Source organism: Allobosea sp. 05T433, assembly GCF_056396065.1.
The window spans coordinates 104,256-129,985 of record NZ_JBFTKS010000018.1 but is presented as its reverse complement, the minus strand read 5'-3'; the positions used below and the strand labels follow the sequence as shown (position 1 = coordinate 129,985).

Annotated in this window: 21 protein-coding genes and 1 pseudogene; 4 read left to right on the top strand and 18 right to left on the bottom strand. The window is 64.7% G+C overall.

What is annotated here, in order from left to right; translation table 11 throughout:
• The first annotated feature begins 7 nt into the window (after positions 1-7).
• Positions 8-949 (top strand): DUF6282 family protein, encoded by a 942-nt coding sequence (locus AC1DGP_RS23030; RefSeq protein ID WP_441508031.1) that lies wholly within the window; start codon positions 8-10, stop codon positions 947-949.
• Positions 950-1,016: 67 nt separating this feature from the next.
• Here AC1DGP_RS23030 and AC1DGP_RS23025 read toward each other — a convergent pair whose 3' ends face one another.
• The 5 genes from AC1DGP_RS23025 to AC1DGP_RS23005 form a co-directional block, all read right to left on the bottom strand.
• A complete protein-coding gene (locus AC1DGP_RS23025) occupies positions 1,017-2,000 on the bottom strand; it encodes a Bug family tripartite tricarboxylate transporter substrate binding protein (protein ID WP_441478970.1) in 984 nt (327 codons plus the stop codon).
• Positions 2,001-2,095: 95 nt separating this feature from the next.
• On the bottom strand, positions 2,096-2,899 hold the full coding sequence (locus AC1DGP_RS23020; protein ID WP_162767941.1) for a DNA-binding transcriptional regulator: 804 nt from the start codon (positions 2,897-2,899) through the stop codon (positions 2,096-2,098).
• A gap of 101 nt (positions 2,900-3,000) precedes the next feature.
• The gene (locus tag AC1DGP_RS23015; RefSeq protein WP_441508032.1) at positions 3,001-3,984 is read right to left on the bottom strand and encodes an NAD(P)H-quinone oxidoreductase; all 984 of its coding nucleotides are present in this window, start codon (positions 3,982-3,984) and stop codon (positions 3,001-3,003) included.
• Positions 3,984-4,625, bottom strand: a complete 642-nt coding sequence (locus AC1DGP_RS23010; protein WP_441508033.1) for a fumarate hydratase C-terminal domain-containing protein — start codon at positions 4,623-4,625, stop codon at positions 3,984-3,986. Before AC1DGP_RS23010 ends, AC1DGP_RS23015 begins: the two co-directional genes overlap by 1 nt.
• A complete protein-coding gene (locus tag AC1DGP_RS23005; RefSeq protein ID WP_441508034.1) occupies positions 4,622-5,491 on the bottom strand; it encodes a fumarate hydratase in 870 nt (289 codons plus the stop codon). Before AC1DGP_RS23005 ends, AC1DGP_RS23010 begins: the two co-directional genes overlap by 4 nt.
• Before the next feature lie 185 nt (positions 5,492-5,676).
• On the opposite strand from AC1DGP_RS23005, the gene AC1DGP_RS23000 reads away from it, so the two are divergent.
• A complete protein-coding gene (locus AC1DGP_RS23000; RefSeq protein ID WP_441508035.1) occupies positions 5,677-6,687 on the top strand; it encodes an Ldh family oxidoreductase in 1,011 nt (336 codons plus the stop codon).
• Between the two features lie 51 nt (positions 6,688-6,738).
• Here the strand turns inward: AC1DGP_RS23000 and AC1DGP_RS22995 are convergent.
• From AC1DGP_RS22995 to AC1DGP_RS22965, 7 genes and pseudogenes are all read right to left on the bottom strand, one after another.
• Positions 6,739-7,143 (bottom strand): annotated as a pseudogene (locus AC1DGP_RS22995) (AtzH-like domain-containing protein).
• 143 nt (positions 7,144-7,286) lie between these two features.
• Positions 7,287-9,074: a peptide ABC transporter substrate-binding protein gene (locus tag AC1DGP_RS22990; RefSeq protein ID WP_441508036.1), complete on the bottom strand. Its 1,788-nt coding sequence runs from the start codon at positions 9,072-9,074 to the stop codon at positions 7,287-7,289.
• A 459-nt stretch (positions 9,075-9,533) separates the two neighbouring features.
• Positions 9,534-10,976 (bottom strand): aldehyde dehydrogenase family protein, encoded by a 1,443-nt coding sequence (locus AC1DGP_RS22985; RefSeq protein WP_441489934.1) that lies wholly within the window; start codon positions 10,974-10,976, stop codon positions 9,534-9,536.
• A 73-nt stretch (positions 10,977-11,049) separates the two neighbouring features.
• Positions 11,050-11,817 (bottom strand): amino acid ABC transporter ATP-binding protein, encoded by a 768-nt coding sequence (locus AC1DGP_RS22980; RefSeq protein ID WP_441508072.1) that lies wholly within the window; start codon positions 11,815-11,817, stop codon positions 11,050-11,052.
• Positions 11,817-12,485 (bottom strand): amino acid ABC transporter permease, encoded by a 669-nt coding sequence (locus tag AC1DGP_RS22975; RefSeq protein ID WP_476832546.1) that lies wholly within the window; start codon positions 12,483-12,485, stop codon positions 11,817-11,819. The genes AC1DGP_RS22980 and AC1DGP_RS22975 overlap by 1 nt, the downstream gene beginning before the upstream one ends.
• 87 nt (positions 12,486-12,572) lie before the next feature.
• Positions 12,573-13,385, bottom strand: a complete 813-nt coding sequence (locus AC1DGP_RS22970) for a transporter substrate-binding domain-containing protein (RefSeq protein WP_113511165.1) — start codon at positions 13,383-13,385, stop codon at positions 12,573-12,575.
• 61 nt (positions 13,386-13,446) lie between these two features.
• Positions 13,447-15,147, bottom strand: a complete 1,701-nt coding sequence (locus AC1DGP_RS22965; RefSeq protein ID WP_441508038.1) for a thiamine pyrophosphate-binding protein — start codon at positions 15,145-15,147, stop codon at positions 13,447-13,449.
• Positions 15,148-15,255: 108 nt separating this feature from the next.
• On the opposite strand from AC1DGP_RS22965, the gene AC1DGP_RS22960 reads away from it, so the two are divergent.
• On the top strand, positions 15,256-16,011 hold the full coding sequence (locus AC1DGP_RS22960) for an IclR family transcriptional regulator (RefSeq protein WP_441508039.1): 756 nt from the start codon (positions 15,256-15,258) through the stop codon (positions 16,009-16,011).
• A 61-nt stretch (positions 16,012-16,072) separates the two neighbouring features.
• On the opposite strand, the gene AC1DGP_RS22955 is transcribed toward AC1DGP_RS22960, so the two are convergent.
• From AC1DGP_RS22955 to AC1DGP_RS22930, 6 genes are all read right to left on the bottom strand, one after another.
• Positions 16,073-17,368, bottom strand: a complete 1,296-nt coding sequence (locus AC1DGP_RS22955) for an NAD(P)/FAD-dependent oxidoreductase (RefSeq protein WP_441508040.1) — start codon at positions 17,366-17,368, stop codon at positions 16,073-16,075.
• A gap of 137 nt (positions 17,369-17,505) precedes the next feature.
• A complete protein-coding gene (locus AC1DGP_RS22950; RefSeq protein ID WP_476832545.1) occupies positions 17,506-18,981 on the bottom strand; it encodes a protein adenylyltransferase SelO in 1,476 nt (491 codons plus the stop codon).
• Positions 18,982-19,048: 67 nt separating this feature from the next.
• On the bottom strand, positions 19,049-21,676 hold the full coding sequence (locus AC1DGP_RS22945; protein WP_476832544.1) for an AAA family ATPase: 2,628 nt from the start codon (positions 21,674-21,676) through the stop codon (positions 19,049-19,051).
• Between the two features lie 3 nt (positions 21,677-21,679).
• Positions 21,680-22,804 (bottom strand): metallophosphoesterase family protein, encoded by a 1,125-nt coding sequence (locus AC1DGP_RS22940; RefSeq protein WP_441508043.1) that lies wholly within the window; start codon positions 22,802-22,804, stop codon positions 21,680-21,682.
• 140 nt (positions 22,805-22,944) lie between these two features.
• Positions 22,945-23,619 (bottom strand): type 1 glutamine amidotransferase domain-containing protein, encoded by a 675-nt coding sequence (locus AC1DGP_RS22935; RefSeq protein WP_441508044.1) that lies wholly within the window; start codon positions 23,617-23,619, stop codon positions 22,945-22,947.
• A 212-nt stretch (positions 23,620-23,831) separates the two neighbouring features.
• Positions 23,832-24,773 (bottom strand): GlxA family transcriptional regulator, encoded by a 942-nt coding sequence (locus AC1DGP_RS22930; RefSeq protein ID WP_441508045.1) that lies wholly within the window; start codon positions 24,771-24,773, stop codon positions 23,832-23,834.
• 121 nt (positions 24,774-24,894) lie between these two features.
• Here AC1DGP_RS22930 and AC1DGP_RS22925 point away from each other — a divergent pair, with 121 nt between their 5' ends.
• Positions 24,895-25,704 carry an SDR family NAD(P)-dependent oxidoreductase gene (locus AC1DGP_RS22925; protein WP_441508046.1) on the top strand — a complete coding sequence of 270 codons (810 nt, stop codon included), beginning with the start codon at positions 24,895-24,897 and terminating at the stop codon, positions 25,702-25,704.
• Positions 25,705-25,730 lie beyond the last annotated feature (26 nt).

Below are 25,730 nucleotides of genomic sequence, written 5' to 3'. Positions count from 1 at the left end.
CTTCAGCATGCTTCTCGACAAGGCCCCCCAAACCGACCGTGCCCGGCAGGTCGCGGATCTGCTCGTCGGTGCGGTCGATCTGCACTGTCACAGCGGCCCCGCCGCGATGCCGCGCATCCTCGACCATCATGAGGCCATGCTCGACGCTGCCTCCGCGAAGTTCCGCGCGCTTGTCTACAAGGACCATTTCTACCTCGGTACCTCGCATGCCGTGATGTTGGAGAAGCTCTTCCCCGACAATGGCTTGAAGCTGTTTTCCGGCGTGGCGCTGAACAATGCCTCGGGCGGGTTCAATCCGCATGCCGTCGACCATTGCATCAAGATCGGCGGCAAGATCGTCTGGTTGCCGACCCTCTCGGCCGCGAACCATATCGCGGTCCTGGCGTCAGGCGCCGTCAAGACCTTCCCCAAGACCGCAGGGAAGATGCTGGATGCGCTGCCGCTCACCGCACTCGATGCGAGCGGCACGGTGACGGACGCGGTCAAGCAGATCCTCGACCTGATTGCCGAGGGGGACATCGTTCTCGCGGGCGGCCACCTCCATGCCTCTGAACTCCACCTCGTGTTCGAGGAAGCGCGTGCGCGCGGCGTCCGCAAGATGATCGTCAACCACCCGACCTATATCGTGGGCTGCACGGATGCCGACATCCGCCAGCTCGTTTCGCTCGGTGCCTATATGGAGCACTCGATCTGCATGTTCGTCGAAGGGCGCTCGAAGAAATACGAGATGTCCGACCTCGCTCATCTGATCGAGGTCGCCGGTGTCGAACGCACCCTGCTGTGCTCCGATCTCGGCTTGCTCGGTTCGCCACGCCCGGTCGATGGCTACCGCGAGATCGTCGGTGGGCTGCTCGACCTGCAATTCGCGGAGAAGGACATCAGGACCATGATCGGCGGACATGCGGCGGCATTGCTGAATCTCGACGACGTTTCGCCGGGCGCTGTCTGATCCCGAGCATGCAAAAACCCCGGGTGAGCGGTAGCGCTCACCCGGGGTTTTTCTTTGCGGCGAAGGTTTAGTCGAGGGCGATCGCAGCCGTGCGGATGACCTCGCTCCATTTGGCGATTTCCTGCGCCTGGGCTTTCCGGACGACGTCCGGTCCGCCGCCGAGCGAGCGCACGCCGATCGGATCGAGCTTCGCGCGGCCCTCCGCGCTCAGCACATAATCGTTCACGATCGTGCTGATCCGGCGTGAGATCGGCTCGGGAAGGCCCTTGGGACCAACGATCGCATACCAGGAGGAGGCGTTGACTCCCGTCAGTCCCGCTTCCGACAGGGTCGGCACATCGGGCAGTTGCGGCGCCCGCTCTTCGGCCGTGACTGCGAGTGCGCGGATGGCTCCGGATTTCACATGTGGAATATAGGGCGGAAGGAAATCGACGGCGACATTGACGATTCCTGCGAGGAGATCGGTCGCAAGCGGCGCAGAACCGCGATAGGGCACATGGGTCATCTGGAAACCGCCCTTGCGCTGGATCAGTTCGCCGGCGATGTGCCCCATCAGGCCGAAGCCCGGGCTTCCGAATGTGAGCTTGCCCGGATTGGCTTTGCCGTAGGCGATCAGCTCGGACAGTGTCTTGACTGGCAGGGAAGGGTGCGTCGCCACCACAACCTGCACATCTCCGATCATGGCGATCGGCTCGAAATCGACGAGCGGGTCGAAGCTGAGTGTCTTGTAGAGCAGCTTGTTGGTGACGAGCGGCCCAGACGAGGAGACGAACAGCGTATGCCCGTCGGGGGCGGCGCGCACGACGCTGGCCGCGGCGAGGTTTCCGCCGGCACCAGGTTTGTTTTCGACGATGAAACCTTGCCCCAGCTCTGCGCGGAGCCTCTCCGCGAGCAGGCGGGCCACGACATCGGTGGCCGCGCCGGCCGGGAAGGGCACGATGATGGTCACCGGCCGGGCCGGCCAGCTCTGACCGAGCGCGCCCCGCGTGCTCGCCAGAGCACCGAGGCCGACGAGCGACGCCGCGAACGCGCGGCGAGAATACAATGACATGGTGGCTGTTCCTCCGGAGCGGCAACCGATCGTTCGGCGCGGTTGTGCCCCGGAACTATGCGCGGCTTCCTGGCGACGGAGGTTGGGAAGGCGGCCTATTTCTCATCCTGAAACGCGACGCCCATTGATTGCGACAGCGCCTTGAGTTGCGTCTCGATGCTTGCCGCCGCCTTCTTCAGGGGATGGATGATCCGCGCGCGATCATCGGGCGTCGCCACGACGGACCGGAAGAAGGTGACGCCGAAGGTCGCGAGCACGCGCTCGCCCAGCATGATGGGAACGGCAATCGTCGCAGACGTGCGCGGCTCGACGGCAGGGTCGCGCTCGGTGTAACCGCGCCAGCGTGCCTGGGCGATCAGCCGTTCCAACTCCTCGTCGCCGAGGCCGCTGTTCTCGGGGTCCGGGGAAGCCAGCATTGCAGAGCGCACGATCGTGCGCTCCTCTTCGGGACAGAATGCGAGATAGGCCCGCCCGAGCGCGCGCCCTCCCAGGCTCAGCCGATGGCCGAGGGTTGCGTGGAACGGGGAAATCGGGCTGTCGGGAATGGTGCTGAAACGCACGATCACGGCGTCGTAGTCGAGGACACAGACGGCGCAGGGCCATTTGATTTGCCGGGTAAGGGCCGTCGCCCAGGGGCGCGCGGCCTCGATCACCATCGGCGCACCGTGGAAGCCGGCGCTCAGCCGGTTCACACCGGAAGTCACCTGATACCCCCGCACACGGCTGTCGCGCATGACATAGCCGGTGGCGATGAGCGTTTCGAGGAGCCGGACGATCGTCGGCTTGGGCAGGCCGGTTCGCCGGTGGAGATCGCCAACCGTCGCCAATCCGCTGCGGTTGATTTCGGCGAGAAGGTCGAGCGCCTTGACGACGGACTGGACGGGAGTGAACGAGGGCAAGAGGCGGTCCCAGCCAGACGGATTGTTATGCGTGATGCTGGGGCACCCGCCTGCTCGACGCCAAGGAGACCTGCTGCCCGAAGCGATGTCAAACGCTGGTGTCAGCCATCGAGCGTGAGGACGACCTTGCCCACCTGTTCGCCGGCGTCCATCAGGGCATGGGCCTCCCGTACATCGCGCCAGTCGAAGGTTGCGCAGATGTGGTTGCGAATACGCCTGCTCTCGAGCAACGGCCAGACATGGGCGACGAGCTCCGACGCGATCCGCCCCTTATAGGCGGCAGGACGCGGGCGCAGGGTCGAACCGGTCAGGGTCAGGCGACGCCGGACGATGTTGCGGACATTGACTTCCGCCATCTGGCCGAGATGGCTGGCGATCAGCACGACGCGGCCGTCGGGCGCAAGCAGCTGCAGCTGCTTCTCGGTGTAGGGGCCGGCCTGCGCGTCGAGCGCGACGTCGACCTGCTCTGCGCCGATTGCCGCAACAATCTCGGCCGCCCAGTCCTCGCGATAATTCACTGCGTGATCGGCGCCGATCTCCCGGCAGATGTCGAGCTTCGCGGCTGTCCCTGCCGTTGCGATCACGCGGGCCTGCCGCAAGCTCTTGGCGATCTGGATCGCTGCCATGCCGACGCCGCTGGTGCCGCCTTGCACGAGCAGCGTTTCACCTTCCGCGAGCCGTCCAAGCCAGATCACATTGTTCCAGGCGGTGAAGAAGGCCTCGGGCAGTGCCGCAGCTTCGGTGAAGCTCGCTCCCTTCGGCATGGGCATGCACTGAACCGCGGGCACGGCGCAGAGCTCGGCATATCCGCCGCCATTGGCGAGCGCGCAGACTGCGTCACCCGCCCTGGGCCATTCCACCTCCGCGCCGACGGCTTCGACGATGCCTGCAACGTCGAGGCCAGGCAGGTCGGTCGCGCCGGGCGGTGGCGGATAGAGCCCGCGCCGCTGCTGCACATCCGGGCGGTTCACGGCCGCGGCCCGGACCCGGATGAGGACGTCATTGGGGCCAAGCGCAGGGGACGCGCGCTCGCAAAAGGCCAGCACCTCCGGCCCACCGGGCCGGGTGATCTCGATCGCTTGCATCAGTGTTGCTCGTCGACGGGGGAGATGGGAGCCCGCAGGGCCTGCAGGATCTCCGGCAGGCGCGCCTGGGCGGAGGTCATCAGGCGCTCATAGATGGAGTTGCCATGGGCATCGATCGCAACCGTCACCGGTCCGAATCCTCCCAGCCTGACGCGGTTCAGCCGGAACTGCATGATCAGGTCGTTCCAGGCGCTGTCGAGGACCTCTTCGACGCCTTCGCTGAGCAGCGCCGACGCGCCACCGACGAAGGAGAAATAGACGCAGCCGACCTCGCGCATGGCGTCAGCGCTTTCGCGTGACAATCCGCCCTTGCCGCCGACGGAGGTCAGGCCGAGCTCCCGGATCAAGGTAGGCATCAGGCCGTTGAAGCGGCTCGAGGTCGTTGGATTGACATAATGGAGGCGTCCCGGCCTGCCATCCACTTCGTCATAGCTGACGCCCATATGGAAGAATGCGCTGCCCCGCATCGGTGTCGGCATCTCGCGACCGGCCGCCACCTCGGACACCATGCGCTTCTGCGTGGGCATGCCGACTGTCGCCACCGCGTCGCCATCGAGCAGGAAGAGATCGCCCAGCTTCAGAGCCCGAGCCGCGGCAGGTGTCAGCGGCAGCTTCAGGCGGGGCAGGTCGAAGGAGCTCATTCGATCCGATCCACAACGCCTGAATTGTGGATCTTCGCGCGCGTCCGCCGGTTGATCCAGCAATTGAAGGAGACTGCGACAGGGGTGAAACCGTGGCCTGACGCGTACTCGACATGCACACCGAAGGTCGTGGTCGAGCCGCCGACGCCCATTGGCCCGAAACCGGTCTGGTTGACCGCCCTTGTCAGGCGCTCCTCCATATCGGCAACCATCGGCTCCGGATTATGGTGGCCGAATGGCCGCAGCGTCGCGTCCTTGGAGAGCTTGGCGGCATGGTCGAAGGTGCCACCGATGCCGACGCCGATCACCACGGGAGGGCAGTGCTGACCGCCGGCACGCATGACCATCTCGAGGATGCAGCGTTCGATCTCATCGAGGCTCGGGCTGACCAGCGTCTCGATCGCAGCCCAGCGGCCTCCGCCGAGCGCCTTCGGCGCGCAGGTGATATCCATGTAGTCGACATCGCCAAGCAGGTCATAGGAGACCAGCGGCATGTCCTTGCCCTTGTAGCTGCGCTCATTCGTCAGCGGATTGGTGACGAAGCGCAGGATCGGCGGCTGGATCGTCTGGACGAGGTGCTCGAAGCCATCGACGATGGCCTGGCGGATGTCGCCTCGCATCTGGACACCCGATCCGATCTTCACGGCATAGCTCGGAACCCCTGCATCCGAGCACAGGAAGCGCCCGGTCCGCTCCGCCGTTTCCGCACTGTCGAGCATGAAGGCCAGCGTCTTGCGTGCATGGGGCACGGTCTCGGTCTCGACCGCATTACGCAGGGCGCTCTTCGATGTCTCCGGGATCCGGCGCAGCGACCAGTCATAGAGATTGGCCGTGACCTCCTTCACCAGATCATATGTTATCGCCATGCGCCGCTGCCCAGTTCACCTCTGCCCAACCTAGCGGGCCGGGACGGGGGGATGGTTCAAAGCGCCGGCGTTTCGCACGATGAAATGAGCGCGCTGTGCATACTTTGCTATCCAGCCCCTCCTAGGATCGATCGAGTTTCACCGTCACAGGCCTGATGATGTCTCAGATACCAAGCGCCGTTCCGATGCGCGTTGCCGATCTTGTCGCGGAGGTTGCCGCTGTCTTTGCCGGCGCCGGACTCTCTCCCGCCGGCGCGAGCCGTATTGCGGAAGCCCTGGTCGAAGCGGAGCAGCAGGGCCTGAGCTCGCACGGGCTGATGCATGTGCCGCTCTATATCGAACGCCTGCGCAAGGGCTCGGTCTCGCCGCATGACGAAGCTCTGTGCGTGAGTGACCATGGCGCCGTTGCGGTTCTCGACGGCCGCCACATGCTCGGTCATCTGGCCGCCGAGCAGGCCATGACCCTGGCTATCGCAAAGGCTCGGAGTTTCGGCATCGGCGCGGTTGCCGTGCGTCATGGGTTTCATTTCGGCGCTGCCGGTCGCTATGCCGCCCAGGCCGCTGAGGCCGGCATGATCGGGATTGCGATGTCGAATACGCGGCCGTTGATGCCGGCCCCCGGCGGGGCTGAGCCGGCTGTCGGCAACAACCCGATCGCGATTGCCATTCCGACTGCGGACGAGCCTGCGGTGGTGGTCGATGTCGCCATGAGCGAAGGCGCTCTCGGCCGCATTCGCCATCACCAGCAGCGCGGCGAGCCGATTCCGGCGAACTGGGCCGTAACGTCGGAAGGGCTTCCGACCACCGACCCTGCCGAGGCAATCAGGGGGCTGCTTCTGCCCACCGGCGGCCCCAAGGGGTTTGCCCTCGCACTGGCGGTCGACATGCTGTGCGGGCTCCTGTCCGGTGGTGCCGTGGGAGCCGAGGTGAAAGCGCTCTACGGCGACGCCGCGCAACCGAATGACTGCTCGTTTCTGTTCCTGACGCTGAATCCGGGCGCTTTCGGCGCTGAGGCCTTGCCTTGCCGCGCCGCAGCCGAGCGGGAGCGCATCAGCAGCGGGCGCCGCGCCCCCGGTACTAATGCCATCCGTGTCCCCGGTCAGGCAAAATGGGAGAACGCCAAGCTCCGACAGGAGATCGTGGCGGTCGACAGCCGGACGCTCGCTGCGCTGAGGGCAAGCGCCATTGGAAGCTGACTAGGGGGGCAGGGGCCTCGACTGTCAAAGCGAAGCAGGGGGCGCGGCTGCTCACCAGAGGCGCGGCCCCTCCATCGTTGATACGTGAGCGGAGATCACCTTCCAGCCGAGATCGGGGAAGCGCGCCCAGGTCTGGCTCTACCGGCCGACCATGTCCTGCCCGCGGACCTTGAACTCCAGGTTCACCGTGGCAATGTCGCGCCCCAGAGTGAGAATCTCCAGCCGCAGCCGCTTTTCCTTGATACCGGGCCCCGGCGGGCGAGAAACGCGGTGGGCGTGGATCTCCGAGAAGCCATAGCCATTCTCGTGCAACGCGTATCGGATGGTGTGCGGACTGTCCCAGAATGCGGCATCCAGCACAGCCACATCCTTGTCGATCAGGGCTTGCTCGTAGCGTTCGAACAATGCGCCGATTTCGGCAACGACATCGGGCAAATTCGGGATCAGGTCGGGCACGGTGCAGCCTTCATACATGGCGCCGACGGATCAAGCCGGCCTCCGCCCCCTGTCATAGGATGATCAGAGTTCCGCCCGCTCCCATTCGGATGGGAGCGGGCGGCGAAGCGGTGGACCAGATTCGGTCCCGGAGCGCTGGACGGCTAGGTGCGGTACCAGCTCGCAAGGTTCCAGGTCGTGACTTCCCAGCCCGAAATATCGGGCACGAGGTTGTTCGCCGACGCGCCTACGATCGTGCGCGACAGGAGCGGCAGGATGATGTTGGCCTCGCAGAAGATCTCGTTGACCTTGATCAGCAGCGCGGCGCGCTTCACAGGGTCGAACTCCTTCTGCGCAGCCTTGTAGGCCTCATCCGCTTCCTTGCTGCCATAGCGCGAGACGTTGCGGCCGAGCCACTTGTTCTCCTTGTTGGCGATTTCCCAGGACACGAACTGGTTCAGGAAGCGCTCCGGATCCGGCTGCGGCTGCGTCGTGGTGTACATCTCCATGTCGCAGTAGAGCTTGGTGTAGGTGTCGGGATTGGAGACGTCCGAGGAGAAGAACACGGACGCGGTCACCGACTTCAGCTCGAGATCGATGCCGGCACGCTGGCAGGCCTGCTTGATGATCGCCTGGGTCTTCTGGCGCGGCGCGTTGATCGAGGTCTGGAAGACGTATTTGAGCTTCTTGCCATCCTTCTCGCGGATACCGTCGGCGCCCTTCTTCCAGCCGGCGTCGTCGAGGATCTTGTTGGCCTTGTCGACGCTGAATTCATACTTCAGCTTCGGCGACTTGAACTGCTTCGGCTCGTTGACGAAGCTCGCCGTCGCCGTGCCGCCGCGGCCATAGATGAACTTCTGGATCGAGTCGCGGTCGATCAGGAGGTTGATCGCCTGGCGCACCGCCGGATCGCTGAGCGTCGGATGCTTGGTCTTGACGCTCGAACGTTCGCCGTCGACCTCGGTCCACGGGTCCGTGGGGTTGAGGATGATGAACTCGACGTCGCCACCAGGAACCACCACCACGCGCCCGCGCCCGCCGGTCTCCATGCGCTTGAGGATCTCGTCCTCGACCTGCATGTTCCAGGCATAGTCGTATTCGCCGGTCTGCAGCACGGCACGCGCCGCCGAGACCGCGTCACCGCCGCCTTTGACTTCGAGCGTGTCGAAATGCGGCTTGTTCTTGACGTGATAATCGGGGTTTCGTTCGCCCGTGAGCAGGTCGCCGGGCTTGAACTCGACGAACTTGTAGGGGCCGGTGCCAACGGGCTTCAGATTGGCCGGGGCTTCGCGCGACTTGGCGCCCTTGTACTCGCCGAAATGGTGCTTCGGGATGATCATGCCGGCGACGCCGACGAAGGCATCGGCCCAGAACGGCGTCGGATCCTTGAAGATGATCTTGACGGTGTGGGAGTCGATCTTCTCGACCTTGATGTCCTTGTAGGCGCCGGTCGTATAGGCGGCGGTGGCCGGATCGGCGGCATATTCCCAGGTGAAGACGACGTCATCCGCGGTGAACGGCTTGCCGTCATGCCATTTGACGCCCTGCTTCAGCTTCCAGATCACTTCCTTGCCGTCGGCAGACACTCCGCCATTGGCCTTGGTCGGGATCTCGGCGGCGAGTTGGGGAACGAGATTGCCGTCCTTGTCCCAGCCGGCGAGCGGCTCGAAGAAAACGCGCGAGGCGATCTGGTCCTTGGTGCCGCTGGCGAAATGCGGGTTCAGCAGGGTCGGTGCCTGCCAGAGCAGGATCTTCAGCGGCCCGCCGCCACCGGCCTTGGTCGGCTTGTAGTCGTCGGCCGACTGGGCCATCGCGACGCCGTTCCAGGCCAACATCTGGGTTGCGATCGGTGCGCTCAGTCCCAGCGCCACCATCTTCTGCACGAAGGAGCGCCGCGACAGGCCACCTTCCTTCACATCCGCGATCAAACCTCGCAGGTCGTGTTCGTTCATAAATACCCTCCGCCGACAGGCCGTTGATAATGTTCCGGGGGTCTTGCGCCCCCTGCTTTTCCCTCAAGCAGCCGTCAGCAAGGCATGGGCCAGCGAAAGCGTCAACTGGGCGCTGCAGAATGGCCAATGCTGCATGCGCCGATCGTGCGGGCGTTCGTGCAACGAAGCGTATCGGCGTGGATTAGGCCGCAGCCGCAGCAAGCAACGCGGCTTCATGACATGGCTTTGGAGAAGGTTTGGGGCGGGCACCAAGAATTGGCAGAGGGCACAACGATAGACCTGCCCCGAAACCGAGGTGCGGGCAGGGACCAGCCGAAGGCCATGTCGAGACTGAATGGCTCGCACCGGCGTGCTGACGATGCCCCCGTCGCGGCCTGCGCCGGACGTCGGCCATCCCGGCGCAGTGGACTTCGGAAAAATGCCCGTGATTCGGCCAGCCGATTCTCCACCCTCCGGCGGCTAGGCCGGAAGCGTGTAGGCGGTCTTCACGGTCGTGTAGAATTCCTGCGCGTAGCGGCCCTGTTCCCGGGGGCCGTAGGACGAACCTTTGCGGCCACCGAAGGGCGCGTGGTAATCCGTGCCGGCGGTCGGAAGATTGACCATGACCGTTCCGGCCTCTGCGTTGCGTTTGAAGTGGCTCGCATATTTGAGGCTCGTCGTGCAGATGCCGGCCGAGAGGCCGAACCTTGTATCGTTGGCGGCGGCAAGCGCGGCGTCATAGTCCTTGACGCGGATGACTGCTGCGACTGGCCCGAAGACCTCCTCGCGGGCGATCCGCATGGTCTGGTCGATCTCGGTGAACAGCGCCGGCGATAGATAGAATCCTGGCGTGGCCCGCGCGAGAACCTCACCGCCGCACGCAAGCCGGCCGCCTTCCTCCTGACCAAGGCGGAGATAGCGCAGGTCCTGATCGAGCTGCCTCTGGTCGACCACGGGTCCGATGCTTGCTTCCGGCTTGAGCGCATCGTCGACGACGAGCCCGTGCATGGCATCGATCAGGCGCTCTACGAAGCTGTCATGGATCTTGTCGGTGACGATCAGCCGGGACGCTGCGGTGCAACGCTGCCCGGTCTGGTAGAAGGCGCTATTGAGCGCACACCCAACCGCCAGTTCGATATCGGCATCGTCGAGCACGACAAGCGGGTTCTTGCCGCCCATTTCGAGCTGCATCTTCTTCATCCGGTCGGATGCGACACAGGCCTCTGCGACCTTGCGGCCCGTGGTGACAGAGCCGGTGAAGGAGATTGCGTCCACGTTATCGCTGCGCAGGATCGCTTCGCCGACGACAGATCCCGATCCCATCACGAGGTTGAAGACGCCGGCCGGAAGGCCGGCTCTGGCAAGGATGTCAGCCAGCGCATGCGCGGAGCCCGGCACCAGTTCGGCCGGTTTGAGGACGATGCAGTTGCCGTAGGCGAGGGCAGGCGCGATCTTCCAGGCAGGAATCGCGATCGGAAAGTTCCAGGGCGTGATCAGCCCGACGACGCCGACAGGCTCCCGGGTAATGTCGACCTCGACGCCGGGACGCATCGAGGCCAACCTGTCGCCTGCCAGGCGCAGGCACTCACCGGCAAAGAAGTGGAAGATCTGCCCGGCCCGCACGACCTCACCGATGCCGTCCGCCAGCACCTTGCCCTCCTCGCGGGAAAGCAGCATCCCGAGTTCGTCCTTGCGAGCGAGGATCTCGTCGCCAATACCCTTCAGGATATCGTGCCGGAGCTGGATCGATGAGCGCGACCAGGCCGGGAAGGCTGTCGCAGCTGCGTCGATGGCGTCCTGCACGTCGGCATGAGTGGCCTGCGCGTAATGGGCGACGATGTCATTGGTGTTCGACGGATTGATGTTGGCGATCGCTTCACTTGCGTGACGCCACTCTCCGCCGATGTAGTTCGGTTGGATCATTGCAGGGACTCGTGTGGCGGCGCGCCGGCACACGAATGCCGGCGTTGCGCGAGGGGAAGGCAATCGCCAAGGATCAATCGTTGATGATGGCGCGCAGGAAGCGCCGGGTGCGTTCCTCGGCCGGATTCTCGAAGAAGGCGCGGGCAGGGGCCTCCTCGACGATCTGTCCGGCGTCGAGCAGCATGGCCCGGCTGGCGACGCTCTTGGCGAACCCGATCTCGTGGGTCACCATGACCATGGTCATGTTGTGCTCCTGGTGCACCTTGCGGATGACCTGGAGAACCTCTTCGCGCATCTCGGGATCGAGCGCCGATGTCGGCTCGTCGAACAGCATCAGGGTGGGGTTCATCGCCAGTGCCCGGGCGATCGCCACGCGTTGACGCTGCCCACCGGAGAGCTGGAACGGATAGACACTCGCCTTCTCCGCCATGCCGACCTGTTCGAGCAGCTTTCTGCCCTGTTCTGTTGCCATGCGGGGCGGCGTCCCGAGGATCTTCATCGGCGCGATGGTGATGTTCTCGAGCGCCGTCATATGCGGGAACAGATTGAAGTTCTGGAAGACGAAGCCCGTCGACAGGCGAATTTTCTGCAACGTATCGGGGTTGGCCGTTTCGACATTGCGCCCGCCCACGGAGATGTCGCCGCGATTGATCGTCTCGAGGCCGTTGATGCAGCGCAGGAGCGTGCTCTTGCCGCAACCGCTGGGGCCGCAGAGCACCAGCACTTCGCCCTGTGCGACGTCGAGCGAAATGCCGTTGAGCACGCTGACGGCGCCATAGGATTTGTGAACGTCGCGAATACGGATGAAGGCCTGAGCCGAGGCTGCCGTCGCGCCCGTCATCAGATCGGTTGCCATTTTTGAAGCCTTTCGAGCATCCGCATGAGCAGGGCGTATCCCCAGATAAGCGCCACATACAGAACGGCTGCGCCAGTATAGAACTCAAGCGGGCGGAAGAATTGGACCGTCAGTTCCTGAGCCCGGAACATCACCTCGGGCACTGCGATCAGTACTGTTACGGTGACGTTCTTGATGACTGTGATGTGGACATTGGTGAGGGACGGCAGGGTCGCAAAGAAAGCCTGAGGCAGCGTGATGTAACGCATCACTTTCCAGCGTGAGAACCCAAGCGATTGTGCAKCCTGGGTTTGCGTGGCCGGGATCGCCTCAAGGCCGCCGCGAAACGCTTCACAGGCAAGCGCAGCCCCGTTCAGGGACAGTGCGATGATCGAGCTCACGGTCGGAGAAAACGAAACCCCTGTCAGGATCGGCATGACATAGTGGATCCAGATCAGCAGGACCACGACCGGAAGCGTGCGGAACAGGTCGACGAAAACCACCGAGGCGCCGCGCAGCAACCAGCGCCGCGACATGCTCATCGCCGCCAGTACCACGCCGAGAATGGTCGTGATGATGATGCTGGGAAAACTCGTCCACCACGCGTGCCAGAGTCCGCCCGCGAGATAGGGCCCGTATTCGGTCAGAACGCCGAATTGAAATGTGTAATTCATGATCTCATTCGACCAGCATTTTCCGGAGCAGAGACGTGACAGGGGGCGGATATGCGACGGGCGTCCGCCCCTTGCCTGGTTCGTCGGCTAGCGCGGCCCGACAGCCAGTTCAGGCGGCAGGTTCCACTTCTCGGCGAGAGTGCGGTACCAGCCCCGCAGCTTCATGGAGCGGACATAGGTGTCGAGGAAGACCAGAAGGTCGAGATCGGCATACCGGACAGCGTGGTTCATGCTGGTCCATTCCGTCTGATCGCTGGCGAACTTGATATTGCGCAGCTCGGTCGGGCGCTCCTGAGCGCGCAACTCATTCGAGACGGAATCGCCGATATAGGCCGTCGACCGCCCTTGCATGACCTCGAGCACCGCCGCTCCCGTATCGGAAAGGGGCGTGACCTTCGCCTTCTTGAAGGTGCGCTGGGCATATTGCTGGGCAGCGGTGCCCGAGACCACGGAGAGGACATTGCCCTCCTTGTCCAGGTCCGCGAAGGTCCGCACCGGGCTATCGGCGCGCACCATGGCGGTGGACGAGAGATAGCCGAAGGCCTCTCCAAACGCGACGGCCGTCGCACGCTCGGGTGTCGCTCCGAGCCCGCTCATGATGACGTCCCATTTGCCGGCCTGGAGCCCGGCCACGAGGCCGCTCCAGGTCGTGTTGACGAGCTCGACCTTGATCCCGGTCATCGCCTCGAGATTGCGAATGTCGTCGACGATGAGGCCTTCGTACTGGCTCGTCTTCGGATTCAGCAGAACGAACTTGTTCCAGGGGGCTACTCCGACGACCAGCTTCTTCTCGGAAATGATCCGATCGAGCGTGGGGCCTGCGGAGGCTCCGGATGCAGACAGCGCGACGACCGCCGCGACAGCGGCCGACGCAAGTGCGTTGGCGATGGTTCTCAGCATGCTCTTCCCCTTTTGTATGGCGCTGTTGAACAGATCGGCTCTCGTGAGGTGATCGACCGCATCAATGGACCGCGTCGCGGGCGAGAATGGTCTCGAAGCCGACGATCGGTGCCGTGGCGTTGGGATCGATGACGACGTCGATGACGAAGGGGCCGTCGGCAGCAACCCCCCCAGCCAGGGCCGCAGCGATCGCCTCCGGGGCCGTAACGCGCTCACCGCGGCACTTCAGGGCCCGACCGACTTCCGAATAGTCGATGTCGAGGAAGTCGCATTCGAGATAGCGGCCCATCACCTTCTGCTCCCAATGCCGCTGGAAGCCGAGGGTGCCGTTGTTGAACACGACGACGAGGATATCGACGCCGTAGCGGGCGGCTGTTTCGAGCTCATTGATGACGTAGCCAAAGGCGCCGTCGCCGGTCACGCAGACGACCTTGAGCGATGGGTCGGCCATCTTGGCGCCGATTGCGGCGGGCAGGCTCCAGCCGATTCCACCGGTTCCACGCGGCGAGAGGATGAAGCGCCCCGAGCCTGGCACATCGATATGGCTCATGGCCCAGCCGGTGATGTAGCTGGCATCCGTAACGATGAGGGTCCGTTCATCGACCTGTGCCGAGATTTCGGCCAGCAGGCGTTCGGGCCGGATCGGTGTCTGCGCCGACTCCGCGACCGGCCGGAACTCGGCCCTCCAGTTCTCCGTCAGCTGGTCGATCCGCGCCCTGGTCTCCGGGTTGGTTCGGGCCAGGCCGCGATCGGCGCAATAGGCCATCAGGTCGCGCAGGGTATCGCGGACATCGCCGACCATGGCGATGTCGGTTGCGAAATTGCGGCCGATCTCGGCCGGGTCGATATCGAGATGGATCAGCTTGGTTTCAGGCTTGGGCAGCGACCAGTCGCTGTAGCAGATCTGGCCGGTGCGCGAGCCGAGCACGAAGACGACGTCGGCCTCGGCGAACAGCGTGTTGGAGATCTGCCCGCGACCATAGCGTCCGCCCGTGGTGGAGCCGAGCGGGCCCGCGGCGAGCGGGTGCGCATCGGCAATGGCTCCGCGCCCGGTCATGGTTGTCGCGACGGGGATGTCGAACAGTTCCGCCAGCATCCGGATTTCCTCTTCGGCGCCGGAGATGATCGATCCGCCGCCCGCGATCAGGAGTGGCCGCTGGGCCGTCGCGAGGAGCTCTGCCGCCTTCTCGATGGATTCGCGGCTCGCCCGGACCCGGTTGGCCGGGAAATGCGTGTAGGGTTGGTCAGCCCAGGTCTGGGCTTCGGCTTCGGCGGCCATGACATCGCCAGGGCAAAGCAGGACCACAGGGCCCGGCCGCCCCGATGTCGCGATCCGGAAGGCCTTGCGCACTGCGTCGGCCGCCTGCTCCGGTGCATCGATGCGCGTCACGTCCTTCACATAGGGCGCAAGAGCAACCGCATGATCGAGCGCGCTGCTGGCGTTCTTGTTCTTGAGCCGCAGCGGGTGGTCCTGGACGAGCGCGATCACCGGCACGGAGGAGCGCTGCGCCTCCAGCAGGCCCGTGATCAGATTGGTCGCGCCCGGCCCGAAGGTGGCGGCGCACACGCCTGGCCGGCCGGTTACCTGGGCATAGCCATGCGCCATGATGGCCGCATGCTTCTCGTCGCGCACCGTGACGATCCGCGTGAATGCGCGGTCGACGGCGTGGAACACATGGATCGGATCCTCCATGCCGAACAGGCAGGTCACCCCGTAGCTCTTCAGGGTTTCGTAAAGTAGCGCGCCGCCGGTGCCCCGCATGGGTGTCTCCTCTTGACAGTCGGAAAAAGTGTTGCTTATTACGCAACATGTTGATTATTTATCGTACGCAGGACATCTGCGCGGCGTCAAGCCGCCAAGCGAGCGCTCATGAAGTCGATTGAAAAGGCCGTTAGTGCGCTGCAATTGCTCGTCAATTCGGGAGGCGAGCTGCGGGTTGGCGAAACCAGCCGCCACTTGAAAGTCACGCGCAGCAGCGCCTCGCGCCTGCTGGCTTCGCTAGCGAGCGGGGGGCTGATCGAGCAGGATCCCGCGACGCAGCGCTACAGGGCGGGGATCCTGGCTGTGCAGCTGGCTGCCAGCTTTCACCGGAATTTCGATCTGGTGGAACAGGCGCAGAAGGAAATGGAGGAGCTCGCCCGCCAGACCGAGCACACGGTATGGCTGGGCGTGCTCTCCGGCACCGAGGTCGTCGTCCTCAAGACGGCGCGGGGCTCGCAGCCGATCCAGTTCACGGTCGAGCCTGGCCACAGGCTGCCCGCGCATGCCGCCGCGATGGGGAAGGCGCTCCTCGCCGTCAAACCGGATGCCGAGATACGCAGTCTCTTTGCTGCAGCGCTCGATCCGGTGACGAAGCAGACCCTGGTTTCGATCGACGATCTGTTGCGCGAGGTCGCGATGTCGCGATTGCGCGGCTATGCGATCTCAAATCAGGAGCTTTTCGACGGCGTGAAAGCCATCTCCGTTGCTTTCGAGGACCCGCATAAGGGCATGAACATCGCCATCAGCGTTTCCTACCCGTTGTTTGCCTTCGAGGGCGGCGGCGACCAGTCGGTTGTCGATGCGCTGCTCCTGTTCGCCCATCACTTCGGTGCCCGGATCGGGGACAAGCGCTGGACGAAGTAAGGGGGGCTCGGGGCGCCGGCGCGGTCTGCCGGCCGCGGTGAGGCTCTTCGCCAGGGACGGTCTATCGTCGCTTCGGTCGGCTTTCGTTTTCGCGCCCCTGCGTGATCAGCCGCGAGCTTCTCTGGTCGCGCGCGTGAACCCACAGCCAGCTCAATGCCACGCTCACCCGATTGCGGACGCCGATCAGGAAATAGATATGAGCGAGGCCCCATAGCCACCAGGCCAGCGCGCCGCGCAGCTTGAAGAAGCCGAAATCGATCACCGCAAGCCGCTTCCCGATCGTCGCCAGACTGCCCGAATGCTTGTAGCGAAAGGCGGGTAGCACGCCCTCCCCGCGAAGCCTGAGGCGGATTGCCGTTGCGACGTATTTTCCCTGCTGCTTGGCTGCGGGCGCGATGCCGGGAACAGGGCTTCCATCGGGCGCAGCGACGCTTGCCGTGTCGCCAATGACGAAAATCTCGGGTCTGCCCGGTACCGTGAGATCGGCCTCGACCTTGACCCGTCCGGCTCTGTCAGCGGGAGCATCCAGCCAGCCGGCTGCGGGGGAGGCTTGTACGCCGGCAGCCCAGATGATCGTCGCCGCGGCAAGCGTCGTGTCGCCATAGACCACACCCTCGGCCGTGCATTGCGACACTGCCTGGCCGAGGAAGATCTCGACGCCGAGTCCTTCGAGGGCGCGATGGGCATAGGCGGACAGGTCGGGCGCGAAGCCGCCAAGCACGCGCGGAGCCGCTTCGATCAGCACCACGCGCGCCCTGCGGGTATCGATGTTGCGGAAATCTTCGGGAAGGGTGGAGCGCGCCAGTTCGGCGATCGTGCCCGCCAGCTCAACGCCGGTGGGGCCGGCTCCGATGATCACGAAGGTGAGCAGTGCGGCCTGTTTCAGCGCATCCGTTTCCCGTTCTGCCTTCTCGAAGGCGAGGAGAATGCGCCGCCTGATCGTCGTAGCGTCCTCGAGGGTCTTGAGTCCGGGCGCGAAGGGCTCCCAGTCGTCATGCCCGAAATAGGCATGCCGCGCGCCGGTCGCCACGATCAGGCTGTCATAGGCAAGCGTGGATCCGTCATCGAGGATAACGCGCCTGGCCTCGGGGTCGATGTCGTTGACGCCGGCCAGCAGCGTCGTGATTTCCGGGCGCTTGCGCAGGAGATGCCGGATCGGCCAGGCGATTTCCGATGTTGCAAGCGAGGCGGTGGCGACCTGGTATAGAAGCGGCTGAAACAGGTGGTGATTGCGCCGGTCAACGATGGTGATCCGAACAGGCGCACCGGCGAGGCGATGGACCGCCTCGAGCCCGCCGAACCCGGCGCCGATCACGACCACATGATGGCGGTCGGAGAATTCATCTAGCGTCGCCACAGGAGGATACCCGAAATGTCCGGCCAGTTTACTAGGAGTAGGCGGCTTTAGGGCGATGCGATAGGGCGAGACCGGCGCACGCAGCCTCTCAGCGAGCCTCGCGATCCGACACCGGCTCGGATCGAGGCCCGCTGAGTTCAGGTTCCGCAGAAGGTTGCGAGCACACGCTCATGAGCCGCCGGGGGGCGGGCGTAGTCCCCCCGACCTGGCTGCTCGTCATAGGGATTTGCCAGAACCGCCAGCAATTCCTCGAAGGGAGCGAGATCTTGCTGCTCCACGGCCGCCTCGATTGCGGCCTCGACGCGATGGTTGCGTGGGATGAACAGCGGATTGACGGCGCGCATCGCCTTCACCCGCTCCGCGGGCGATATGGCCTCGCGCGCCAGCCGTTGCCGCCACGTGCTCTCCCAGTCGTCGAACTCCGCGGGATTGCCGAACAGGTCGCGGCAAGCGCTCCCTTCGGCAGGGCCCGTTCCATCCGTGCTCAACCGCCGGAAAACGAGTGTGAAATCGGCCTGGCCGCGCTGCATCGTGTCGAGCAGGGCCTTGATAAGCACGACATCATCCGCTTCATCGGCGAAGAGCCCAAGCTTGCGGCGGAAACCGTCGATCAATGCGGTCTGGAACAGCTCATCGAAGCGGTCCAGCACCTCCTGCGCGAGCTTGACCGCCTGGTCCTGGTCATCGGCCAGCAGCGGGAGCAGCGCTTCGGCGAACCGCGTCAGGTTCCAACGTGCGACGGGCGGCTGGTTGCCATAGGCGTAACGCCCGCGCTCGTCGATGGCGCTGAACACCGTACCCGAGTCGTAGGCATCCATGAAGGCGCACGGCCCATAATCCAGCGTCTCACCCGCAACCGACATGTTGTCGGTGTTCATCACGCCGTGGATGAACCCGATTTGCATCCAGCGGGCGACAAGCGCCGCCTGCACGGCAATGACAGCCTCCAGCAGGGCCAGATAGGGTGCTGCGCTGGCGCTGACGTCAGGATAGTGCCGGGCGATGACGTGGTCGGCGAGGAGGCGCAGGCCCTCGACATCACTGCGGGCCGCGAAGAACTGGAATGTCCCGATCCTGATATGGCTGGAGGCGACGCGGGTCAGCACAGCTCCGGGGAGCAGCGTCTCGCGCCTGACCGTTTCGCCTGTCGTCACGGCGGCGAGCGCCCGTGTCGTCGGAACGCCCAATGCAGCCATCGCCTCGCTGACGATGTATTCCCGCAGCACCGGCCCCAGTGCGGCCCGCCCATCGCCCCGACGCGAGAACGGTGTCAGCCCTGCACCCTTGAGCTGGATGTCGCGGCGCCTGCCCTCGCGATCGATCACCTCTCCGAGCAGGACGGCGCGTCCGTCGCCGAGCTGCGGGCTGAACCCGCCGAACTGGTGACCTGCATAGGCCGTGGCGATGGGCTCGGCCCCTTCGGCAACACGGTTGCCTACAAGCATCTCGGTGCCGTCGGGCCCCGCCAGCCAGACCGGATCGAGACCGAGCTGCTCGGCGAGCGCCGTGTTCAACCGCAGCAGACGCGGCGAACGGACCGCGCTGGGGGTTACCCGCGCGAAGAAGCGCTCGGGGAAGCGGACGTAGGAATTGTCGAAGGGGATGGCGGTCATGGGACGTAGATAAGCCTTGGCAGCAACACGGCAACTCCGGCCCTGGTCCTTACCCTCGCGGGTGAGGCTAAATGCGCCTGATCGGAGCGCCGAGCTGGATGAAATCCTTCTCTCGACAGGTCAGGATGAGGATCTGCAGGGAACCGGCAGCTTTGTTCAAGACGAGGTGCATCCGGTCGAGACGCTCTTCGTCGGTGTTCACCAGTGCGTCGTCGAGGATGACGATCGATGGCTGGCCAAAGCCTCGCAGGATGTCCGCCAGTGCCAGGCGCGTGATCACCGCTGTCTGCTCTCTGGCGCCCATGCTGAGCTGTCTGAAGGGCTCTTCGACACCAGCGCGGACGAAGTGCTCGATCTCGAGCGTGTCCTCGTTGAGCACGATCTGGCTGTCGGGATGGAGCAGGCGCAGATACGGAGCAACCCGTTCGCGTACCGGGCCGAGCCAGCGGTCCTTGGACTCGCGCTGCGCTTCCGCCAATGTCTCGTAGAGAAGCCGGGCGCCATCGGCCTGAGCCTTGGTCGTCGCGAGCTGCCTTTGCCTGAGCGCGATCTGGCCTTCGATCTCGGAGAGCTGCTCGCCCAATCCATCACGACCAAGCGCCCGAAGTTCGATCTCGAGATCACGAGCCTCGCGGGCCGTCCTCTCAAGATCGGCGCGGATATTCTCAGCTGCGTTCCCGGCCCTGGAGAGGGCCAGCGAGGCGGCTTCGGGGTTCGCCCGCTCCAGCGCGCGAATGGCGGCCTGCTCAGCCTCCTTGGCCGTCATATGGGCCGATTGGGCGGCATCAAAACTGGCCTGCAGCTCGGCATCCGCGATCTTCGAGCGGGCCTCGATGAGGTCACGCCCCTTCTCGCTGGCGCTCGTGATTGCGGCATTCAGGCGCTCGTTCCAGACCGCTGCGTCAAGCGTGGCCTTCTCATGCTGGGCGCGATGCTGCGCCGCGGCGTCTTCGGCGGCCTTCTCGTCGTGGAGGGCGATGCGTTGGGCCTCGACTGCCCCGGCGCGGCTCTCCTCTGACGCTTCCTTTGCGTCGATCTCCCGCGCAGCGGACTGGGCGGCGAGCGCGCGCTGGTTCTGGGTCTCCTGCCGAAGGACTTCGAGCCCCCTGGGAGCGGTGGCGCTGATCAGCTTCCTTTGCAGCTCTGCTTCGGCGATCGCTTCGCCCTTTTGCAGCACTTGCGATCTTGCCGCCTCGAAGCTGGCGCAGCCGGTCTTGCGCAGCTCGCTTTGGAAGGCGCGTTCGGATTCACCAAAGGCTCGCGCGAGATCCCCGACGCCGCCCCCTGGATGGACGACCAACTGGCCGAACCCTTCGAGCTCGATCGTCGCGTCTCTTGCGAGGAGCAGGGGCTCACTGAGCAAGATTGCCTTGCCGTCTGACGAGACGTTCTGTTGCGCGTTCGGCTTGAATTCGATCCGGACGCTCGCCGCCTCGAGCCGGGCCCTGGCTTTCGCGAGCTGTTCGCCGGCGCGCTCCAGCGTGTCGACCTCGGGCTTCGTGACGGTGATGGCTGCAGCTGCGGCCAAAGCGGTCATGCGCTTGCCGTCAGCTTCTTCGGCACTCTTGAGATCTAGCTCCAAGCGGGCGAGGAGATGCAGCGCGCGGCCGTGGTCAATGGCCCGCTGGACCGCGGCGAGCGCTTCGTCCGCAACGCTCCGCGCAGCCCGCGCTTGTGCGAGCCTCGCAGAGGTCGTGGCGGTCGCTCGCTCGAGCCGGCTTACGACGCTCTTGGCATCCTCGGCATCGTGAGTGGCCTGGGCCAGCGACGCCCGTGCGGCATCCGACGATTTCACGAGCGCCTGCCGCGCGGCGAGCCGTTCTGTGGCTGCCTCGGTCTCAGCCTTGCAGCGTGTGGCGTCACGGCCGGCGTTAACAACGATCGTCTCTAGCATCTCGGCCTGTACCATCGCCTCCTGCGCAGAGGCGAGGGCGGACAAGGCTTTCTCGAGAGAGGCGTCGTTGTGATAGCGCGCGACAATCTCGCGCTTCCTTGCGAGGTCGCCGACCTTGCTGTCATGGGCCGCGAGGCGAGAGGACATCTCTTCGCGACGAGCGGAGAGGGCTTCGACATCGTCGAGCAGCGCCTTGTAGTCACCGCGCGGCTTGTAGCGTTTGTCCCAGTAGGTGCTGCGCCGCGCCTCGGCTGCTGCAATCAGGGCTCTTCCGCGTTCTCCGCCGATGACCTGGCCGACTTCGGATTCAAGTGCTGAGGAAAGCGAGTCCCGGCCGGCGCCGACACCAAGCGCCTGATGTGAGAGCCCTTGCTCGACCCAGAGAAGCCCGAATATGCCCTGGTGATCCTGCGGCTTGGAACCACCGCGGCCAGGCGGGGTAAACCCGAACAACTCCGCCAGGCGATCATCGGCTGCGTCGCCGATATGACGCTCGTTGGCTCCGATCAGCTCGGCCTCGGGCTTCTGGCAAAAGGCCTTGCGAAGCGACCAGGCCTGCCCATCGAGCTCGAAGTCGACTTTGACCTGGGGACGGACATTCTGGTTGTAGGGCAGCATCGCCTGCGCGGCTTCGCCTCCGACGCGGTGACGCTCGAAGAAGGCGGCTCGCAGTGCTGCGAGAATGGTCGACTTGCCAGCTTCGTTGTCACCCGAGATGACGTTGAGGCCATTCTGGAGATCGTCGATGACGACGGATCGGAGCTTCCGGAAATCCTCGATCTCCAGGCGGCGAAGGAACATGGCTCAAGCGCCCTTGGAGAAATGGTCGAGATACATCATGCGAAGCGCCATGCGCGCAGCGCCGGCCTCCGGATCACCGTCATTGGTTGCCTTCGCGCGCAGTCGCTCGACCGCGGCACGAACGAAACCGGATTTGTCGAGCGCATCGAGATCATCGGAGGTTGGCTCATCGACCAACGCGCTGTCATCGATCTCGAGATGGTGAAGGCGGGCCTCCCAGGAGCGAAGCTCGCTTTCGAGGCGCCGGCGCTCGGCAAAGCTGACACTGCCTGCCAGCGAGAGCGAGACCACCTGATGGCGATGGCTCGCGGCGAGATCACTGAGCGTTTCGATGGCGCGATCGCATGTGCCATCGATGAGTTCGACCGCGACCTTGTTCCAGCGAAAGTGCCCGACAGCGACGGTCTCGACGATCTCCGATGCTCGCGGTCCGGGGATGTCGACGATGTAGACCGACCCGGCGTCATTGGCCTTGTGGCGGTCAGGTTCAGGCGTCCCGGAATAATAGGTCCGCTGGGCGATCTTCAAAGCCCCATGCCAGTCGCCGAGTGCCAGATAGCAAAGGTTGGCGGTCTCTGATCGATCCTCGGGGATTTCGTTCGACGATTCCGCGGCGCCCGGCAGTCGATTGGCAACGCTGCCATGGGCCAGGCCAATGCGGCATGCGCCGTCCCCGGATGGCGCATCGACGAACCAGGTGGTCTGGTCGAGCGCCTCTCGTCGGCGGCGCAACGGGGCGGGCAGAACGACAGCCCGACCGCTCCAGAGATCGAGCGGTTCCGGCTTGTCGGCGATGATGACATTCGCCGCCGGGCCCATGGCCTGGATCCGTGTCCAGACACTGTGGGCCAAGGCCGCGTCATGGTTTCCGGGCAGGAATATCCATTGTCCCTTGAAGGCGGCGAGGGCTTCGAGCGTGCGCACGATGGTCCGGTCCGAGACCGAGTTGCTGTCGAAGGCATCGCCTGCAACCAGCACGGCGTCGACCTGTCGCTCATGCGCCAGGCTGGCAATCGTCTCGACGGTCTTGATCCGCTGTGATCGCAGTTCCGCCCCGGGATCGCCGACAATGTTGGAGAACGGCTTACCGATCTGCCAGTCGGCGGTATGAAGAAAGCGAAATGCCACTGCGTCCCCCAGCCAAGGCGCCACCATCGTCGCTGGGCGTGAAAATGCAAGCTTTGGCTGCCGATTTCTGGGGGACGGGTGGTTTCCGCCGCCGAGAATGCCGAGTGCTCGATGCTCGCAATGGTCTGCCGCCGAAGAGCCTAGCGCAGGAGCTTGACGAGTTCCTGCGCAGCGGCGGTCGACGAAGCGGGGTTCTGGCCGGTGATCAGGCGGCCATCGACGATCGCGAAGCTCTGCCAGTCGGCTGCTCTTTCATAGCGTCCCCCGAGGCGCTTCAGTTCATCCTCGACGAGGAATGGCACGACGTTGGCGAGCTGGACGGCCTCCTCCTCGGAGTTGGTGAAGCCCGTGACGCGCTTGCCCTTGACGATCGGCTGCCCCTGCGAGGTTACCCGGTGCAGTACGCCCGGCGCGTGACAGACGGCGGCTACGGGCTTGCCGGCATTGTAGAACGCCTCGATCAGCGCAATCGAAGCCGGATCCTCGGCAAGGTCCCATAACGGGCCATGACCACCGGGATAGAAGACGGCGTCGTAGCTGTCTGCCGTCACGTCGCTGAGCTTGACGGTGTTTGCCAGGACCCGCTGCGCAGCCGGATCCTTCTTGAACCGCGTCATTGCGTCGGCCTGGTTGCCGGGCTCATCGCTCTTGGGGTCGATCGGTGGCTGGCCGCCTTTCGGCGAGGCAAGTGTGATCTCGGCGCCAGCGTCCTTGAAGACGTAGTAGGGCGCCGCGAATTCCTCGAGCCAGAAGCCGGTCAGCTTGCCGGTATCGCCAAGCTGATCATGTGACGTCAGCACCATCAGGATCTTCATCTTCGCAACTCCCTCGGTTGAACAACTCGCGATTGAACGGGCTCAGACGGATGACCACCTGAGCGCGGGGCCTGAAGGCGAAGCCGGAACGCCTGCGGGCTCGTCCGCCAGCCGATACGCGATGAGGATCATGGCCGGGAGCGAGAGTCTCGCTCTCAACCCGACGTCGTCCGATCATAGCACGGATGGCCGGGATGGCTTCGGGCGCCGGGCTAGCCTGATGCGCGTGCATTGCGCCGGATGGCCTGTGGCGGCTGGCCATAGCTTCTCAGGAAGGCACGCCGCATCCGCTCCCGGTCGGCGAAACCGGTTTGCTCGGCGATGGCCTCGACGGGGTGGCCGGTCTGCTCCATCAACAGGCGTGCGGCTTCGACCCGCAGGTTCTCGACCGCCTTGGCCGGCGACTGGCCGGTCTCCGCGCGGAAGGCGCGGCTGAACTGGCGGGGGCTGAGCCTGGCGGCGTCAGCGAGATCCTCGACGCTCAAGCGCGACTGGAGATTGCTCCTGGCATAGTCGAGTGCCGACTGAACGCGGTCCGACTTGGCGTCCATGTCGAGCAAGGCGGAATGCTGCGACTGGCCTCCCGCGCGCCGGTGATAGACAACCAGTTTTCGTGCCGTCATGCGTGCAACTTCGGGGCCGAGGTCCTTCTCGATCATGCCGAGGGCGAGATCGATGCCGGCGCTTGCGCCAGCTGATGTCCAGATCGGACCATCGACGATGAAGATACGGTCGGGATCGACCTTGATCCGGGGATAGCGCGCGGCGAGATCCCGGGCGCTTCCCCAATGGGTTGTCGCCTGGCGTCCGTCGAGCAGGCCGGCCTGAGCCAGAACGAAGGCTCCGGTGCAGATCGAAGCGACCCGGCGTGCCTTGGTCGCCGCCCGGCGCACGAAATCGATCATCGCAGCCGACACCTCCGATCCCGCCAGATCGCCACCGAAGATCATCGTGTCATAGGGCGTATCGTCGAAGGGCTCGGTCTGCAGCATCAGGCCGAGTGAGCTCTTCACCGCTCCTCCGCTCTGCGACATCACCCGGACGTCATAGAAGGGGGTGGTGGGGACCGAGAGATTGGCGAACTCGAAAGCCGAGAGCGCAGCGAAACTCATCAGCTGGAAGCCTGGCGAAACGACGAAACCGATCCGATGCATGGCACGCTCCGATCAGGTCCTTGATGTCCTGAAAGGTGGTATATTTGACATTTGAGACATGGGCAAGCAGGCCTAGATTTCCTCGCCATGGAGCCCCGCCAGGGGCAATGGAGATGAAACAATGAGCCAGGGATTCAAGGGTTTCGCACTGGTGACCGGCGCCTCGTCCGGTATTGGCGCGATCTACGCCGAGCGTCTCGCACGACGTGGCCACGATCTCATTCTCGTGGCGCGCAATGCCGAACGGCTGCGCAAGCTGGCCGACAGGATTGCAGCCGAGACGGGCCGCAAGGTCGAGGTCATCGCTGCCGATCTCGGCAAGCGCGACGATCTCGCCAGGGTCGAGGCGGAACTGCGGGGCAATCGGCGGATCACCACGCTGGTCAATAATGCCGGTGTCGGTGCGACGGCTCCGCTCCTGCAGTCGGACATCGACAAGATGAGCGACATGATTGCTCTGAACGTCAACGCCTTGATGCGCCTGACTTACGCCGCGGTGCCCGGATTCGTCGAACGCGGCGGCGGAACGATCATCAATATCGCTTCGATCGTCGCTGTCGCGCCGGAGCGCCTGAACGGCGTCTACGGTGGCTCCAAGGCCTTCGTCCTGGCCTTCAGCCAGTCCTTGAAGCATGAACTGTCGGACAAGGGCGTGCGGGTTCACGTCGTGCTGCCGGGAGCGACGGCCACCGACTTCTGGGAGATCGCCGGAAAGCCGGTCGAGCACCTGCCGAGCGAGATCGTGATGACGGCCGCGGCGATGGTCGACGCGGCCTTGGCCGGCCTGGACCTGGGTGAGTTCGTGACCGTGCCGTCCCTGCCGGATGTGGCTGACTGGAATGCCTTTGAGGCAGGACGGCAGGCGCTGCTGCCCAATCTTTCCCGCACCGAACCTGCTGCTCGCTATGGCGTCCGGCCCGAAGCGGCGTAAGCTCCCCGGCGGGCGGTCGGTCGAAG